Origin of the sequence: Kitasatospora sp. NPDC050463, assembly GCF_040655255.1 — a bacterium.
In the GTDB taxonomy this organism is placed as follows: Bacteria; Actinomycetota; Actinomycetes; order Streptomycetales; family Streptomycetaceae; genus Kitasatospora.
On sequence record NZ_JBFAJO010000004.1, the window covers coordinates 136,962 to 152,943 of the forward strand.

The window sequence follows — 15,982 nt, forward strand, 5'->3', positions numbered from 1 at the left end:
CTCCCGTGGCCAGTCCGACCCAGACGCTGGAGTTCCAGGCGGAGACCCGCCAACTGCTGCAGCTGGTGATCCACTCGATCTACTCGAACAAGGACATCTTCCTGCGCGAGCTGATCTCCAACGCCTCCGACGCCCTCGACAAGCTCCGCCTGGAATCCCTCACCGACGCCACCGTCGAGGCCTCCGACCCGCACATCGGCCTGGAGGTCGACCGGAGCGCCCGCACCCTGACGGTGCGGGACAACGGCATCGGCATGACCCGCGACGACGTCGTCGACCTGATCGGCACCATCGCCAAGTCCGGCACCGCCAGTCTGCTGGCGAAGATCAAGGAGGCGAAGGACGCGGACACGGCGCAGCACCTGATCGGGCAGTTCGGCGTCGGCTTCTACTCCGCGTTCATGGTCGCCGACAAGGTCACCCTCCGCACGCGTCGCGCCGGCACCGAGCAGGGCACGGTGTGGGAGTCCGACGGCGAGGGCACCTACACCATCGCGGACATCGAAGGTCTGCCGGTCGGCACCTCGGTCACCCTGCACCTCAAGCCCGAGGACAGCGAGGACGGACTGGGCGACTACCTGGCCCAGTGGAAGATCCGGCAGATCGTCAAGCAGTACTCGGACTTCATCCGCTGGCCCATCCGCATGGCCACCGAGCCCGTCAGTACTACTGCCGACGGCGGTGCCGAGGCCGACGGCGAGGCTGTGGGCGAGCCGGAGACGCTGAACTCGATGAAGGCGCTGTGGGCCCGTCCTCGCAGCGAGGTGACCGAGGCCGAGTACAGCGAGTTCTACCAGCAGATCAGCCATGACTGGCAGGCCCCGGCCGAGACCATCCACATGCGCGCTGAGGGTACCTTCGAGTACGAGGCGCTGCTGTTCATCCCCGCCCACGCCCCGTTCGACCTGTTCTCCCGCGACACCAAGCGGGGCGTGCAGCTGTACGTCAAGCGGGTGTTCATCATGGACGACTGCGACGCGCTGACGCCGAACTACCTGCGGTTCGTCAAGGGCGTCGTCGACGCCCACGACCTCTCCCTCAACGTCTCCCGCGAGATCCTGCAGCACGACCGCCAGATCACCGCCGTGCGCCGGCGCCTGGTCAAGAAGGTCCTCGGCGCGCTCAAGGACATGCGGACCAAGAACGGCGAGACCTACGCGAAGGTGTGGGAGCAGTTCGGCCGGGTCCTCAAGGAAGGCCTGATCGAGGACCGCGACAACACCGCCGCACTGCTGGAACTGGTCAGCGCCGCCTCGACCAACGACGCGGAGAAGCCGACCACGCTGCGCGAGTACGTGGAGCGGATGAAGGACGGCCAGGACACCATCTACTACCTGACCGGCGAGAACCGGGCGATGGTGGAGAACTCCCCGCACATGGAGGCCTTCACCGCCAAGGGCTACGAGGTCCTGATCCTCACCGACCCCGTCGACGAGGTCTGGACCGACCAGGTTCCCGCCTTCGACGGTCACCGCTTCCAGTCCATCGCCAAGGGCCAGGTCGACCTCGACGACGACGCCGACGGGGAGGGCGGTGACGAGGCGAAGGCGGAGAAGGCCCGGCGCGAAGAGGACTTCGCCCCCCTCCTCGCCCGGCTCCAGACCACGCTGGCCGAGCACGTCAAGCAGGTCCGCCTCTCCACCCGCCTGACCACCTCCGCGGCGTGCCTGGTCGGTGACGCCCACGACCTGACCCCCACCCTGGAGAAGATGTACCGGGCCATGGGCCAGGAGGTCCCCGAGGTCAAGCGCATCCTCGAACTCAACCCCACTCACCCCCTCATCACCGCCCTGCACCAGGCCCACCAGGCAGGAGCCGACGACCCGGCACTCGCCGAGATCGCCGAACTCGTCCACGGCGGCGCCCTGCTCGCCGAAGGCGGTGACCTGCCCGACCCGGCCCGCTTCACGCGCCTCCTGACCGACCGCCTCACCCGCGCCCTGTAACCCCCACGGGGTGCGGCCCGCCATGCGCCGATGAGCCCGGCCGGCCGGCCGTACCCCGCACCCCGTACCTCGCCCGAAAGTCCCCGCCCGGAGCCTCGACGCACGAGAGGCGCCGTCAGGCCCGGTCCTCGTGAGAGGCCGGGCCTGACGGCGCCGGGGGTGAGCGGCTGGTCAGTGGGAGGGTTCGACGTCGATGTCGACGCGTTCCTGGTAGAAGGCGATCAGCCCGGTCAGGGCCTCCATGCCGGGCAGCGGGGCGGGGTAGGACCAGGCGATGGCGCCGCCCTCGCCGCGCGGGGCGAGCGCGTAGTGCACGGCGCTGCCCTTGTAGGGGCAGTAGGTCTCCTCCCAGGAGGGGACGAGCAGTTCGCGGCGCACGTCCTGGGGCGGGATGTAGTAGCGGACGGGGTAGTGGCCCTCCAGGACCACGATCGGCCGCTGGCAGTCGGCGAGCACGATGCCGCCGGCGCGCACGATGATCCGGCCGCGTCCGGGCTCCAGCAGGATGCCGGCGTTGACGTGTCGCACGGGGGTGTCGAAGGCGGCGGGGCGCAGCGCGTCGGGCCGGGCGCCGTGGTCGGGTCGCAGCTCAGCCACGGGACACCGCCGGGCTCTGCGCACTGCCGGTCGCGCCCGCCGCACCGCCCGCCGCACCGCCCGCGGTCGGCGGCGGGGCTGCGGACGGGGTGCGGGCTTCGGCGATGCGCGCCCACAGCGCCACGCCCGCGCCGACCGCGCACAGCGCCGCGGCGACCAGAACGGCGTGGTCCGTCCCGGCGGCCATCGCGTAGCGCGGCCCGCGGTCGTCACCGGCCTGGCCGGCCACGGTCAGCGTGATGGCGACGCCGAGGGCCGAACCCAGGTAGCGGGCGGTGTTGTTGGCGCCCGAGCCCATGGCCGCGCGGTCGGCGGGCACGCTGCTGACGGCCAGGCGGGCGAGTGCCGCGTTGAGGACGCCGCTGCCGATGCCGGCGAGGACGAGGCCGGGGGCGAAGTGCGTCCAGGAGCCGTCGGGGGTCATGCCGTAGAGGGCGGCCTCGCCGATGCCGCACAGCAGCAGGGAGGCGGCGACCTGGGTGGTGGCGGACATCCGGTTGGCGAGGCGGCGGGCCTGGAGGGCGGAGACGACGGACAGGCCGGACCAGATCGCGAGCACCAGGGAGGCCACCAGGGGGGTTTCCCCGGAGGACTTCTGCAGGGCCATCGGCAGGTAGCTCATCAGGCCGACGATGGCCAGGCCGGTGAACAGGGCGCCGCCGCTGGAGGCGATGAAGCCGGGGCTGCGGAACAGCGCGAGGTCGAGCATCGGTTCGGCGGTCCTGGCCTCGACGAGGACGAACAGCGCGAGCAGCAGCACGCCGAGGCCGAGCAGGAGCAGGACGGGGGCGCGGCCCCAGCCGTGCCGGCCCTCCGCGAGCCCGGCGATGAGGCAGGAGGCGCCGGCGGCGAGGGTGGCGACTCCCAGCAGGTCGAGCTTGCGGGGCCGGTCGTTGCGGGACTCCTGCAGCCCGTACGCGGTGAGCGCGATCAGCAGGGCGGACAGCGCGGAGAGCACCCAGTAGACCGAGCGCCAGCCGCCGGCGCGCTCCAGCAGCGCCGCGTAGACGGGCCCGACGGCGATGCCCAGGCCCACCGAGGCGCCCCACATGCCGAGCGCCCGTACCCGGCCGGGGCCGACCGGGTAGGCGTGGCCGATCAGGCCGAGGGTGGGGGCGAGGACGGCGGCCGCGGCGCAGCCCTGGAGGACGCGGCCGATCAGGAACACGGTGGGGCCGGCGGCGGCCGCGGACACCGCGGTGGAGACCAGGAGCAGCGCCGCGCCGGCGCCGAAGATCCGTTTGCGGCCGTAGTCGTCGGCGGCGCTGCCCATGGTCAGCAGCAGGGCGGCCAGGCCGACCAGGGTGCCGGTGAGCACCCAGGTCTGGGCGGAGGAGCCGAGGCCGAGGTCGGCGGCGGTGGGCGACAGGGTGGTGAGCGGGGAGGTGTAGTCGACCAGGACGAGGAGGGTGCCGAACGCGGCGATCGAGAGGGTGAGGGCGGGGCGGCGGCCCTGGGGCGGCGGGCTGGCGGTCATCGGGGTGGTCCTCGCTGCGAGGGGAGGGGAGGGGGCCGAGGTAAGGTCTGTTCACTGAACTCAACTGAATCTATCACGCCAGGTTCGGTGAAGGAACCTTCGGCTAGACTGGTCCGCATGGCGCTGGGAACCGATTACGCACAGCAGGACTGCTCGCTCGCCCGCGCGCTGGAGGTGGTCGGGGAGCGCTGGAGCCTGCTGATCGTCCGGGACGCCTTCTACGGGGTCCACCGGTTCAACGACTTCCTCGCCCACCTCGACATCCCGCGCGCGGTCCTGACCAGCCGCCTGCAGGCGCTGGTGGCCGCGGGCGTGCTGCGCAAGGAGCCCTACCAGAGCTCGCCGGTGCGCTACGGCTACGTCCTGACGCCGGCCGGGCGCGAGCTGTGGCCGCCGATCTACGGGCTGGCGCAGTGGGGGGAGCGCAACGCCTCCACCGGCGGGCCGCGCACGGTCTTCAGCCACGCGGACTGCGGGACGCGGCTGGACCCGGTGGGCACCTGTCCGCTGTGCGGCGGTGCGATCGCGCCCGAGAACATCGTGATGCAGCCGGGGCCGAGCGCGCAGGGCCGGCTGCGTCAGGACCCGGTCTCGCGCGCGCTCGCCCGGCCGCACCGGCTGCTGACGCTGGTGTCGCCCGACGCGGACTGACCCGCCGGTCCGGCGGGGCCCTGGACCACCCGCCTGCCCGGCCCGGGGGGAGCCGGGCAGGCGGGTCCGTGGAGCGCCGGCCGCGCCGCTCGGGCGCCGGCGGCCCGGCGCGGCTGCTCGACGGGGTAGTGCGCGGCGGTTGGCGCGTGCCCCGGCCGCGGCAGGCCCGGCCGCGGCAGGTCCGGGGCACGGACGATCGCGGCCGGGCGCGGGTCGAACGCCTCGGTGACGGATGGGCAGGGGCACGCGCACGAGCACGAACAGGGGCGCGCGGGGTCAGCGGGGTTCGGCGACCAGCAGCCGGCTGTCCAGCGGCAGGTCGTGGACGGCCGCGAGGGTGAAGCCGGCCCGCTCCAGCAGGGCGGTGTACTCGGCGGTGGTGCGCTCGGAGCCGCCGGCGATGGCGAGCATGTGGACGTCGAACCAGGCGGCTAGGGACGGGGTGCCGTCCTCGGGGATGACGCGCTCGATGATCAGCAGGGCGCCGTCGGCGGGGACGGCCTCGCGGATGCGCTCCAGCACCCGGACGCAGGCGTCGTCGTCGCGCCCGTGCAGGACGCGGGAGAGCAGGTAGACGTCACCGCCGGCGGGGACCTTCTCGTAGTAGTCGCCGCTCTCGTAGCCGATGCGCCCGGCGTCGGGCGAGTGGGCGAGGTCGGTGCGGGCGGCCTCGACGACGTGCGCGGTGTCGAACAGGACGCCGGACAGCGCGGGGTGGGCGCGCAGCACGGTGGTGAGCAGGGCGCCGTTGCCGCCGGCGATGTCGACGACGGTGCGGGCGCGCGAGAAGTCGTACAGGGCGGGGACGGGTTCGAAGAAGGAGGAGCTGGCGCCCATCGCGCGGTCGAAGCGGGCGGTGAGTTCGGGGGTGCGGGCGAAGTAGGGGTACATCGCGGCGCCGTGGACGTGTTCGAAGGCGTTCTCGCCGGTGCGCACGGTGTGCAGCAGGTGGCCCCAGCCGGTGTAGAACTCATCGCCGTAGAGCAGGGCGAGGTCGCGCATGGAGCCGTGTTCCTCGGTGCGCAGGGTGCGGCCCAGGTCGGTGGTCCGGTAGCGGCCGTCGGGGTCGGTGGCCAGGACGTCGAGTTCGACGAGGAAGCGCAGCAGTCGGGTGAGGGACGGCTGGTGGGTGTCGGTGCGTTCGGCGAGCTCGGCCGCGGTGGCGGGGGCGTCGGCCAGGAGGTCGGCCAGGCCCAGGGTGGCGGCGGTGTGGACGGCCTGGGTGGCCCAGGGGCCTATGAGCAGGTCCATCATGCGGCGGGCGGCGGTGTCGGTCATCGCGGGGACTCTCCTACGGTCGGGGGTACGGGGGAACGGGTGTGCGGTCAGGCGAGGGCGAGCGCGCGCCGGCGCAGGTTCTCCACGCCGGTGTGCAGGCAGCCGCGGGCGATGGCGTCACCCTGGATGAGGGTGCGGGAGCCGACGTGGGGGCGGGCGCCGATGGCGGTGACCCATTGGACGGACTCGACCGGGGGGCCGTAGGAGAAGCGGCCGCGGTGGGCGGTGCCGCGGGTGTCGAGCAGGCGGAAGGAGACCTCGGTGACGTCGAGGCCGCCGGTGGTGTAGGGCTCGCCGTGGGCGTCGGGGATGACGTGGGGGCGGGCCGCGCCGGCGTCGAGGAGGTGGCGCAGCAGCGGGTCGGTGGCGCGGCGCACGTCGGTGAGGGCGAGGTGGGCTTCCAGGAGGGCGTCGGCGGCCAGGGGCGCCTCGTCGACGAGGGGGGAGGAGACGAGGAAGCGTCCGGTGGCCTCGTCGGCCTCGACCTTCATGCTCGGGCCGACCAGGCGTACGGTGCCGGCGCGCACGAGGGCGTCGAGCTCCTCGACCCGGGCGGTGGGGGGCCCGCTGGCGATGTAGTTGTTGAGGCCGCTGAACCAGCGGTCGACGTGGTCGCGGTAGGAACCGCCGCGCAGCCCCTGGTGGGATATCACCTGGCGGATCTCGTCGCGCAGGTCGCGCATGATGGCGGCGGTGGCCTTGAAGGGGCTGCGGGCGGGGCCCTGGGCGGACTGTTCGAGGTCCCAGCCCAGACGGCCGGCGATCCAGTCCTGGTAGGCGGCGCGGTCGGTGAAGCGGCGCTCCAGGCTGGGGCGGTCGACCTGGTCCCAGTCCCAGTGCTGGTCGGGGTCCTCGAAGCGGTCGGTGATCAGCTGCCGCATGGCGGGGGTGTCCCACTCCAGGTCGGCGTAGGCGGCCAGGAAGCGCTCGCGCTCCTCCTGGGGGGCGTCGGCGAGGCGGCTGCGGTAGTAGACGTAGCCGACCTCCTTGGCGATGTACGGCCACAGGTCGGCGCGGAAGTCGAGTTCGCCCTGGCCGGCGGCGCGGCGCAGGCGGGTGATGACCTCGGCCGTCAGGAAGCGCGGCTGGTAGCGGGGGACGACCTCCAGGTGCACCTCGGCGCGGGCGAGGTAGGGCACGCCGCGTCCGGAGCCGGCGTACAGCAGCGGTTCGCGGCCGGAGGGGCGGTAGTGCAGGCGGCCGTCGGCGTCGCGGTCGAAATGTCCGCCGCGGCCCTGGGTGAAGAGGGTGACGTAGTCGTAGAAGCTGAGGCCCAGGCCGCGCAGGACCAGGGGCCGGCCGGCGGGGAAGGCGTCGAGGTCGCACTCGGCGGGGCTGAGGGGCTCGCGGTAGAGCAGGCCGTGGCGGTCGGCGAAGTCCTTCAGATGCTGCTGGCCCTTCGTGGGGGCGACGTCGAAGTGGCCCTGGGCGAGGATCACGGCGTCGCATTCCAGGGGCTGCTCCTCGCCGTCCAGGCGCAGGAGCTGGGTGCCGCGGTCGGTGTCGTCGACGGCGGTGGCGCGGGTGGTGTGGACGTGGACGGTGACCTGGGCGGGGGCGGTGCGGATGATCTCGCCCAGGGCCCAGCGCAGGTAGGCGCCGTTGAAGGCGCGGCTGCCGTAGGACCAGGGCAGCATGCCGGCGGCTTCCCGGCGCTCGGCGTCGGTGACGTCGGTGATGCGCCCGTCGGTGACCATGCGGGCGAACTGGTACTGGGTGGGGCCGGGCAGGATGGGGCCTTCGCAGGGGACGGAGTCGTCGGTGAAGACGGTGACGTCGGAGGCGACGGTGTTCATGAGCAGGGAGCGGTCCTGGTCGCGTCGCCAGACGCGGCCGCCGCCGGCGGGGTACGGGTCGACGAGGTGCACCTCGACGGGGGTCGCGGGTGCCACCAGCGCGGCGTTGGCGCACAGCCGCTCCAGGGCGACGACGCCGCGCGGGCCGGCGCCCACGATCCCGACGCGGAGGATGGCTTGGCTGGTGGTCACAGGACGGGTTCCTTTCCCGGGGTGGTGGTGGCGCTGTCGGCGGTGGTGTTCCCCGGGGCGGTGGTGTCCTGGGGGAGTTCGCCGAACAGCAGGGGGAAGTAGTCGATGTCGCGGCGCAGGGCCTGGAAGAGGTCCGCCCCGGGCAGGCCGGTCGTGCCGGTGACGGCGCCGGCGCCGTCACCGGTGCGGGCGGGGCCGTCGAGCAGGCGGCGGTTGCGTGCGGTGCTGGCGCGTGAGAGCGGCAGGCGGCCGGCGGAGTGGTAGCGCACGGCGCCGTCGCCGTCGCGGCGGGGGATGACCTCGGAGCGGGCGTGGCGGCTGGCGCTGAAGGGGATGTCGAGGCGGCCGTCGGCGAAGGCGGTGACGATCGCGCTGTCCAGCCGCGGGGCGGCGAGGACGGGTTCGACGATCTCGGCGGTCTCGCGCAGGATCCACTCCAGTTCCTCGGCGACGGCGCCCTCGTCGACGGTGATGAAGTCGAGCAGGGGGGAGCGGGCGACGGCGGCCAGGCGCAGTCCGGCGGCGTTGGCGGCGGCGTCGGGGATGCCGTGGGCCTCCTGGTGGGTCTTGGTGATGAGTTTGGAGGCGCCGCCGAGCCGGGCGGTGAGGGCGCCGTAGAAGATCAGGTCGTCGGCGTGGTGGCGCCGGCGGGGGAAGACGCCCATGAACTCGTGGAGCACGGCGTGGACGTCGGTGCCGGCGGGCAGGTAGCGGGCGGCCAGGACGGGAACGGCCCGCAGGGCGGCGATGTCCTGCGCGAGGTGGCCGCTCTGCGGGTAGGAGACGCTGATGCAGCGCACGCCCGCGGCGGCCGCGGCGACGGCCTCCAGCACGCTGACGGCCAGACTGATGGACGGCGGGATCAGGACGGCGGTGAGGGTGCCGAACAGTTCCCGGTCCATGACGACGCCCAGGCCGGCGAGTTCGCCGCAGATGCGGTCGACCTCGGCCCAGGCGGCCAGGGAGTCGGCGAGGGGCACGTCCTTGGAGTAGGGCAGGTTGTAGGAGATGCCGCCGCCCTCGAAGGAGGTGATGCCGCAGGCCACGGCGGTGGCGAAGAGCTCGCGCGGGTCGGGGGATCCGTGTCTGATCTCCAGCGGGACGGCGACCAGTTCGTTCAGTTCCCGTCCGCGCTGCCAGCCGTGGGTGACCAGCGGGTAGCCGTTGAGGGTGCGGTGGTCGGTGCGCAGGGCCCGGGCGGCGTGCTCGAAGCGGCGCAGCCGGGTGTGCGAGTCGATGGTGAGGGTGAGCAGGTCGGGGCGGCCTTCGGTCTCCAGTTCCTTGAGCAGGAGGGCCATTTCGCGGTGCCCGCCGACCCCGCAGCGCGGCTGCAGGGCGGTGCGTCCGCTCGCCCGGGCGTGGGCCAGCACCTCGGCGGCGGTGGGCTTGCCGAGCTGGGTGATGTAGGTCGCCGACTCCGAGAGGGTGGGCGGGTCGGGGGTGGGGGCGGGGGGCACGGGGATCACCGGGCGGCGGCGGCCGGGACGAAGTCGGGCGCGGTGGCTGTGTACAGGGCGTCCAGGGTGGGGACGAGGTCGGCGGCGCTGGTGAGCACGCGGTCGACGCCCAGGTCGTAGAGGCGGGCGACGGAGGCCTCGTCCTTGACACTGCCGACCGACAGGTTTCCGCCGACCAGGACCGGGCAGTGGACGCGCCCGGAGCGCTTGGCGTCGGCGAGGTCGTGCAGGTCCTCGTGGATCTGTCCGTTGAGGCTGCCGATGAGGACGGCCTCGGCCTGCGGGTGGCGCTCGCACGCGTCGGCGAACTCGGCGACCGGGGTGCAGGTGCCGAGGTTGACGACGGTGAAGCCGTCGGCGCGCAGCGCGTGGGCGATGAGGTGGTTGGCGACGGCGTGGCTGTCGCTGGCCGCGACGCCGAGGATCACCAGGCGGCCGTCCCGTTCGGGTGCGCCGGTCGGACGGGTGGGCGTGGGCATGGGCGTGGGCATGGGAGTGGAGCCACCTTTCCGTGAAGTGTGGGCGGATACGGGTGCTGTGGGCCGGGATGCTGTGTGAGAATGAGCACACACGGAATATGACGAGCCGTCGAATACTGGCGAACAGTCAGTCGTCGAAGGCGGCGAACAGCTCGCGCTTGCTGACCGAGCGGATGCGGGCGACGTCGAACTCCTCGGGGTCGGCGACCGAGAGCGAGTCGAAGACCCGGTTGATCGCGGCGACCAGGCCCCACTCGGCGGTGTACGCGGGCCAGCCGCGGTGGCCGTCCACGAGGTCCTGCTGGCGGGCGAAGATGTAGTCGTGCCACTGCCGGCTGGCGGGGTAGCGGTGGTGGAAGTCGTGGACGACGGTGTCGCCGGTGAGCACCAGGTAGCGGGTGGGGAAGTGCACCAGCGCCATGCGGGCGCTCCAGCGCAGCCAGCGCAGCGGGGCGGTGGCGGCGGGCAGGCCGGGCGCGGGCGCCGGCTCGCCGATGAAGATCGCGTTGGTCAGGCCCCCGAAGTACTCGCGGCCGCGGCGCACGGTGGTGCCGGGAGCCGGGAAGGTGTGCTTGACGCACAGCCGCAGCGTGTTGCTGACCTGGTAGAGCGCGCCGATCGGCACGAACCAGACCACCAGCACGGCCGGCCACGCCCCCAGGAGCACGGCCGCCACCCCGCCGCCGCCGTACAGCACGAGGGCGATGGCCTTCTCGGCGGCGGCGCCGTTGTGCCAGAAGGCGCGCACCCGGGAGATCGCGAAGGCCAGGTGGAAGCGGGGGGAGAGGCACTTCAGCAGCACCCGGCGCCACATCCGCCGCCGCGTCATGCCCGGGTGCAGATCGAGGCTGATGAGGAAGGCCTGGACGGTGGGGTCGCGCAGCGTCATGTGGTGCACGGCGTGGTGGTCGGCGACGTGTTCGCGGCTGTAGCGCTCGAAGTTCTGGATCACCAGGAGGGCGGATACGGCGTTGCCGATGGCGGCGTCCAGCCGGCGGTGCCCGAACATGTTCCGGTGCGAGCACTGGTGGTAGATCATCATCCGCAGGTTGCGCTGGCCGTGCAGGGTCATCGCCCAGCCGGGCACCAGTAGGAGCAGGAACCAGGCGCCCAGGACGAAGCCGGTGGCGGAGATTGCGGCGCCGACCAGCATGGACAACGTGGCGGTGGCCAGGTGGAAGCCGGGTGACAGGGTCACGGGGCGCTGACCGGCCAGCGGGCGTCCGGTCAGGAAGGTGAGCGGCAGCTGGAGTGGGCCGGGAAGGCGCCGCATGCTCTCCCGCACGGGGTCGGCGGCCGCATCGGTGCCGTCCGGTTGTGGTGTGCCGTCGGGCTTCGGTGTGGTGGTGGTACCCGGTGTGGCGGTGGTGCGCGGTGCGGCGTCGTCGGCGGCGTCGGCGGCGGCGTCGCGCGTCGTCGGCGAGTTCGACGCGATGTTGCCGGATCTCATGGCGGGCGTGCCTTTCTGCCGGGCGGCAGCACGACGCGTCGCCCGGCCCCGCTCCAGGGCGTGCACGGGCACGGGCACGGCGGAGCGGACGGGCGATGGTCGTGAAAACCGCTGTTCGAACAGCACACAGGTCTGGACAACGGGGTGCGTGAGGGAATGCCCGGCCCACGGCCGCTCAGGCCGGATGGTCCGGGAGGAACGCGGGGGCGGCCCGAGGGTGGACGTCCCGGGCGGCGGGCGGCGGGCGGCGCGGCGCCATAGCGGCGCAACCTTGTCATGTCGCCTGCCGTCAGTGCGGCTTCACGCTAACCATGCCTATCGGATCAAGTCAAGCCGGAGTCACGAGGCGAGCGACATACCGTCAACTCTGGTCAGTCAGCACGCGAATGGGTTACGCTCGCCAGAACTGGTGAACGAACCTGACTGGCAGTCAGAGGCAGCCCCGCCGTGAACGAGGGAACACGACGGGGCCCATCCGAATGCCCGGTGGTTCGTGACGGGGACTCCCACCGGGGGGTTCCCATGGGGGGGAAGGAAGTCACAGTGCAGAACGCGCGACGACAGCCCTGCGGTCAGGTCGGATCCAGGGTCGAGGCCGGCACCTTTCACGCGTCGGCCACCAGATCCGGATGCCCCGCGCCCTCCGCCGCCGACCACAGCGTCGCCCGGCCCCGCGCCCGCGTATCCAGGGCCGGTAGACGGCGGCTGCGCAACAGCGGTGCACGCCAACGGTCATGAAGAGTCAGCAGGTCCGTGACCCGCGGCTCGTCGACGTAGGACGGTGCGCGCTCGTCATCCCCCTTCGCCCGGCACGGCCGGGCCCGGAGGAACAGCTGCACCGCCCCCTGCCCGGCATCGCCCGCCGGCTCCACCGCCCGCTGCGCCTCGGCGATCAGCGGGCCGGCCCCCTCGGTGTGCCCACCGTGCGGCCGCAGCCCGCCCGTCGCCGTCCGTGGCCGTGCCCGGCCCGCCAGGTCGTTGCGGCTTTCCGAGGTGGACGGCGCCCGGCCCATCGGCCGGTCGCTCTCCCCGGCGCGCTCCTCCCGACCTCGGGTCCCCGTGCACGTCCAGTACGCCCGCGCCGCCGGCCCGGGTGCCAACCGCTCTGTGGGTGCGCTCAGTTCGGATACCCGCCGCCCATCGCCGTCGCGCCGGGCCGCGGCCACCTCGGCCGCCGGCTCGACGCCGACTGGTCCACCATCGTCACCGCTTCACCGCCGGTACCACTCGACCGTCGTCACCGCTCTGCCACCGTCACCGCTCGACCGCCGTCCTCGCGCGCGCCGACCGCTTCCCGACAGGAGAAGACCCTCGATGTCACCACTGTCAGACGCACTCGTCATTCGCATTCCGGCTCCGTTCGCCGAAGGATCTCGGGCCCGCGCTGCCGCGGCTCCGTAGGCGCCCACGGGCACGTCCCGCGGTCGGTGGTCGAGCTCCGGGCGACCAGGAACGGGCCCGGACCGGTCCCCTGTCCCGCCGTGCGCGCCCCACGGGCGGCGCCCGGTGCTGCCGGGGGCCGTCCACGCGCCCCGTCGTTGCGACAAATTTAGGACAAGCTTTGCCAACTGGCAATGGCTGAAGCATGGTTAGCGTCATCCGAGGGTCTAGCGGCACCGGTCACGTCCTCCGCGAGGACGAGGGCGAGCAGGCCGGGGAAGAGCGCGTCGAACTCGGCCCGGCGCAGCCGGTTGTAGCGCCGGGCGCCGGCGTCGCGCTGCTCGACCAGGCCGCTCTGGCGCAGCACCGTGAAGTGGTGGCTGCGGGTGGCCTTGCTGACGCCGAGTTCGAACGTGCCGCAGGCGCGGCTCCAGTCCGCGCAGGCGGCCAGCTCACGCACGATCGCGCGGCGCACCGGGTCTGCGAGCACCTGCAGTGCCTCCTGCAGCGTCACCTCGGACGGGTCCGTGTGCTCCAGGCCACGCGCACGCCGGGAGCGACCGTCACCCGTGGGAGGCACCGTACTTGACGAATCGTCACAGATGCGACTTTCATTCATGGTGATCGACCTCCATCGAACACTATAGACCGCGAAGGCCTTCGCGGAACAGGACCACGACTTCCCGACGACTTCCACCTGGACGGGGGCTGCCTGATGAGTGAAGCCATCGAGACCCCCGGTCGCGCCGTGCCACCGCACCGCCGCTCCGGCGCCTCCGCGCGCCGGCCCGGTACGGGCGGGCCCGGCACCTCCGGGCCGGGTGCGGCCGCCCTCGGCTCGGTCTGTCTCGGCTTCTTCATGGTCCTGCTCGACGGCAGTGCCCTCAATGTCGCCCTGCCCGACCTCAGTGCCGAATTCGGCGGCTCACTGGCCTCGTTGGAGTGGACGGTCAACGCCTACACCGTCGCCATGGCCGCCTGCCTGCTCGGCGGCGGTGCCCTCGCGGACAAGCTCGGCGCCCGCCGCCTCTTCCAGGCGAGCCTGCTGCTCTTCGTGGCCGCCTCCGCCGCCTGCGCGGCCGGCCCGACCATCGGCGCCCTGATCGCCGCCCGCGTCGTCCAGGGCGTGGCCGCCGGCGGCCTGCTGCCGGCCTCGCTGGCCGTCATCGCGCACATGTACCCCGAAAGTGCGGCCCGTGCACGGGCCTTCACCGTCTGGGGCGGCATCAGCTCGCTCGCCCTGGTGGCCGGCCCGGTCGTGGGCGGCGCACTGACCGCGGGCGTCGGCTGGCGGGCGATCTTCCTCGTCAACGTCCCCGTCGGACTGGCCGCCGCTCTGGTGTGCCGGCGCAAGGTCGCCCCCTCACCGGTGCGCGCCGCCCGCCTGGACGTCCTCGGCCAGCTCGCCACCGCGGCCCTGGTCGGTTCCGGGATCGGCACCCTGGTCCAGGCCGGGGTCCTCGGCTGGAGCGCGCCACTGACCCTGGTCCTCGCCGCCGCCACCCTCGTCGCCTCGCTCGCCTTCGTCGCCGTCGAACGCGGCGCCGCCCACCCCGTCCTGCCCCTGGACACCTTCCGCCGCCCGGGCTTCACGCCCGCCCTCACCGTCGGCGCGCTCTACCAGTTCGGTGCCTACGGGGCCCAGTTCGCCATCTCCCTGCACCTGCAGCACCAGTGGGGACGCGACGCGCTCGGCGCCGGCCTCGCCTTCGTCCCCTTCGCGCTGTGCTGGAGCCTGGCCTCCTTCGTGCTGGCCCGTGCCGTCCACCGCATCGGGGTGCGCGCCCTGCTGACCGCCGGTGCCGCCACCGCCGCCGCGGGCGCCCTCACTCTCCTGCCGCTGGCCGCCGCCCCCGAGTGGTGGCTGTTCACCGCCGGCAGCTGCCTGCTCGGCCTCGGCGCCGGCCTCATGGGCCCCTCCCTGCCCACCCTGGCCCTGCGCGCCCTGCCCCCCGACCGCTCGGGCCTCGCCTCCGGCTCCCTCAACGCCTTCCGCCAGATCGGCGGGGCGGTCGCGATCGCCCTGTTCGGCCCGATCCTGGCCGCCACCGGCGCCGGCGGCCTGCGCGTCTGCCTGGCGCTGGTCGCGGCCGGTTTCCTGGCCGTCACCTGGGCGGTGCACCGCAGCGTGCGCTGACTCCCCCCGCCACCCCCGGCCCTCCCGACCCGACCTTCCCCATCCGACCCGTCCGACCCGTCCGACCCATCCGACGATCCGAGGAGAACGAGCACCCATGCGCGCAGTGGTGGTCCACCAGCCCGGCGGCCCCGAGGCCCTCACCCCCGCCGAACACCCCGACCCCGTCCCGGGCCCCGGCGAGGTCCTGGTCCGCGCCGGCGCCATCGGCGTCAACTTCAAGGACGTCTACGAACGCGAAGGGCGCACCGGCGCGGTCGCCCCGTTCATCCCCGGCTGCGAGGGCGCCGGCACCGTCATCGCCACCGGCCCCGGCGTCACCTCACCCGCCGTGGGTGACCGCGTCGCCTGGTGGGCCGCCCCCGCGAGCTACGCCGAACTCGTCGTGGTCCGGGCGGGTGCAACCGTGCCGGTGCCCGACGACATCCCCGACACCGCCGCCGCCGCCGTCCTCCTCCAAGGCCTCACCGCCCACTACCTGACCACCACCACCTGGCCGGCCCGTAAGGGCGCCACCGCCCTGGTCCACTCCGCCGCCGGCGGGCTGGGCGCCCACCTGACGCGCCTGCTCTCCGCAGCCGGTGTCAGGGTGATCGGCACGGTCTCCACCCCCGCCAAGGCCGCCGCCGCCACCGCGTCCGGCGCCGAGGAGGTCATCGTCCGCACCCAGGAGGACTTCGCCGCCCGGGCGCGCGAGCTGACCGGTGGCCACGGTGTGGACGTCGTCTTCGACGGCATCGGCCGCGACACCTTCGAGGCCGGCCTCACCTGCCTGGCCCGTCGCGGCACCTTCGTCCTGGCCGGCGCCGCCTCCGGCCCCGCCCCCGCCCTCGATCCCCAGTCCCTGGCGGCCCACGGCTCGATCTTCCTCACCCGCCCCACCCTGGTCGACCACGCCACCGACCCCGCCGAGCTGCGCGCCCGCGCCGCCGACGTCTTCGACTGGCTCCGCGAGGGCCGCCTCACCCTCACCATCGCCGCCCACCACCCCCTCGCCGAGGCCGCCACCGCCCACGCCGCCCTCCAATCCGGCCGCACCGCCGGCAAACTCCTCCTCCTCCCCACCCCCTGACCCCCCGGCCCCAAGGGGGAGGGGCAGGGGGGTCGCCCCCCACACACCTTGTGCGGATCACCGTCCGGGC

13 protein-coding genes are annotated in these 15,982 nt (G+C 73.5%); 4 read left to right on the top strand and 9 right to left on the bottom strand.

Annotated elements, in window-relative coordinates; all coding sequences use genetic code 11:
* Positions 1 to 5: 5 nt before the first annotated feature.
* Positions 6 to 1,946, top strand: coding sequence for a molecular chaperone HtpG (htpG, locus tag AB0J08_RS04475; protein ID WP_360626719.1), 1,941 nt, complete (start codon positions 6 to 8; stop codon positions 1,944 to 1,946).
* Between the two features lie 171 nt (positions 1,947 to 2,117).
* Here the strand turns inward: htpG and AB0J08_RS04480 are convergent, their stop codons facing one another.
* Together AB0J08_RS04480 and AB0J08_RS04485 are read right to left on the bottom strand one after the other, a co-directional pair.
* Positions 2,118 to 2,543, bottom strand: coding sequence for a DUF427 domain-containing protein (locus AB0J08_RS04480; protein WP_360626722.1), 426 nt, complete (start codon positions 2,541 to 2,543; stop codon positions 2,118 to 2,120).
* The gene (locus AB0J08_RS04485) at positions 2,536 to 4,020 is read right to left on the bottom strand and encodes an MFS transporter (RefSeq protein WP_360626725.1); all 1,485 of its coding nucleotides are present in this window, start codon (positions 4,018 to 4,020) and stop codon (positions 2,536 to 2,538) included. The genes AB0J08_RS04480 and AB0J08_RS04485 overlap by 8 nt, the downstream gene beginning before the upstream one ends.
* A gap of 117 nt (positions 4,021 to 4,137) precedes the next feature.
* On the opposite strand from AB0J08_RS04485, the gene AB0J08_RS04490 reads away from it, so the two are divergent.
* The gene (locus AB0J08_RS04490) at positions 4,138 to 4,671 is read left to right on the top strand and encodes a helix-turn-helix domain-containing protein (RefSeq protein ID WP_360626728.1); all 534 of its coding nucleotides are present in this window, start codon (positions 4,138 to 4,140) and stop codon (positions 4,669 to 4,671) included.
* A 276-nt stretch (positions 4,672 to 4,947) separates the two neighbouring features.
* Here AB0J08_RS04490 and AB0J08_RS04495 read toward each other — a convergent pair whose 3' ends face one another.
* The 7 genes from AB0J08_RS04495 to AB0J08_RS04525 form a co-directional block, all read right to left on the bottom strand.
* The gene (locus AB0J08_RS04495) at positions 4,948 to 5,949 is read right to left on the bottom strand and encodes a methyltransferase (protein WP_360626731.1); all 1,002 of its coding nucleotides are present in this window, start codon (positions 5,947 to 5,949) and stop codon (positions 4,948 to 4,950) included.
* Between the two features lie 47 nt (positions 5,950 to 5,996).
* Positions 5,997 to 7,937, bottom strand: a complete 1,941-nt coding sequence (locus tag AB0J08_RS04500) for an FAD/NAD(P)-binding protein (protein ID WP_360626734.1) — start codon at positions 7,935 to 7,937, stop codon at positions 5,997 to 5,999.
* Positions 7,934 to 9,394, bottom strand: a complete 1,461-nt coding sequence (locus tag AB0J08_RS04505) for a methylaspartate mutase (protein ID WP_360626737.1) — start codon at positions 9,392 to 9,394, stop codon at positions 7,934 to 7,936. Before AB0J08_RS04505 ends, AB0J08_RS04500 begins: the two co-directional genes overlap by 4 nt.
* A gap of 5 nt (positions 9,395 to 9,399) precedes the next feature.
* On the bottom strand, positions 9,400 to 9,885 hold the full coding sequence (locus tag AB0J08_RS04510; protein WP_360626740.1) for a cobalamin-dependent protein: 486 nt from the start codon (positions 9,883 to 9,885) through the stop codon (positions 9,400 to 9,402).
* Positions 9,886 to 10,000: 115 nt separating this feature from the next.
* Entirely contained in the window at positions 10,001 to 11,323 is a 1,323-nt protein-coding gene (locus tag AB0J08_RS04515; protein WP_360626743.1) for a fatty acid desaturase, read from the bottom strand.
* A gap of 605 nt (positions 11,324 to 11,928) precedes the next feature.
* Entirely contained in the window at positions 11,929 to 12,336 is a 408-nt protein-coding gene (locus tag AB0J08_RS04520; RefSeq protein WP_360626746.1) for a hypothetical protein, read from the bottom strand.
* A 536-nt stretch (positions 12,337 to 12,872) separates the two neighbouring features.
* On the bottom strand, positions 12,873 to 13,322 hold the full coding sequence (locus AB0J08_RS04525) for a helix-turn-helix domain-containing protein (protein WP_360626749.1): 450 nt from the start codon (positions 13,320 to 13,322) through the stop codon (positions 12,873 to 12,875).
* Between the two features lie 96 nt (positions 13,323 to 13,418).
* Here AB0J08_RS04525 and AB0J08_RS04530 point away from each other — a divergent pair, with 96 nt between their 5' ends.
* Together AB0J08_RS04530 and AB0J08_RS04535 are read left to right on the top strand one after the other, a co-directional pair.
* Positions 13,419 to 14,840: an MFS transporter gene (locus AB0J08_RS04530; RefSeq protein ID WP_360626752.1), complete on the top strand. Its 1,422-nt coding sequence runs from the start codon at positions 13,419 to 13,421 to the stop codon at positions 14,838 to 14,840.
* Positions 14,841 to 14,937: 97 nt separating this feature from the next.
* Complete coding sequence (locus AB0J08_RS04535; RefSeq protein ID WP_360626755.1) at positions 14,938 to 15,912, top strand: quinone oxidoreductase; 975 nt, start codon at positions 14,938 to 14,940, stop codon at positions 15,910 to 15,912.
* The last annotated feature ends 70 nt before the right edge of the window (positions 15,913 to 15,982 follow it).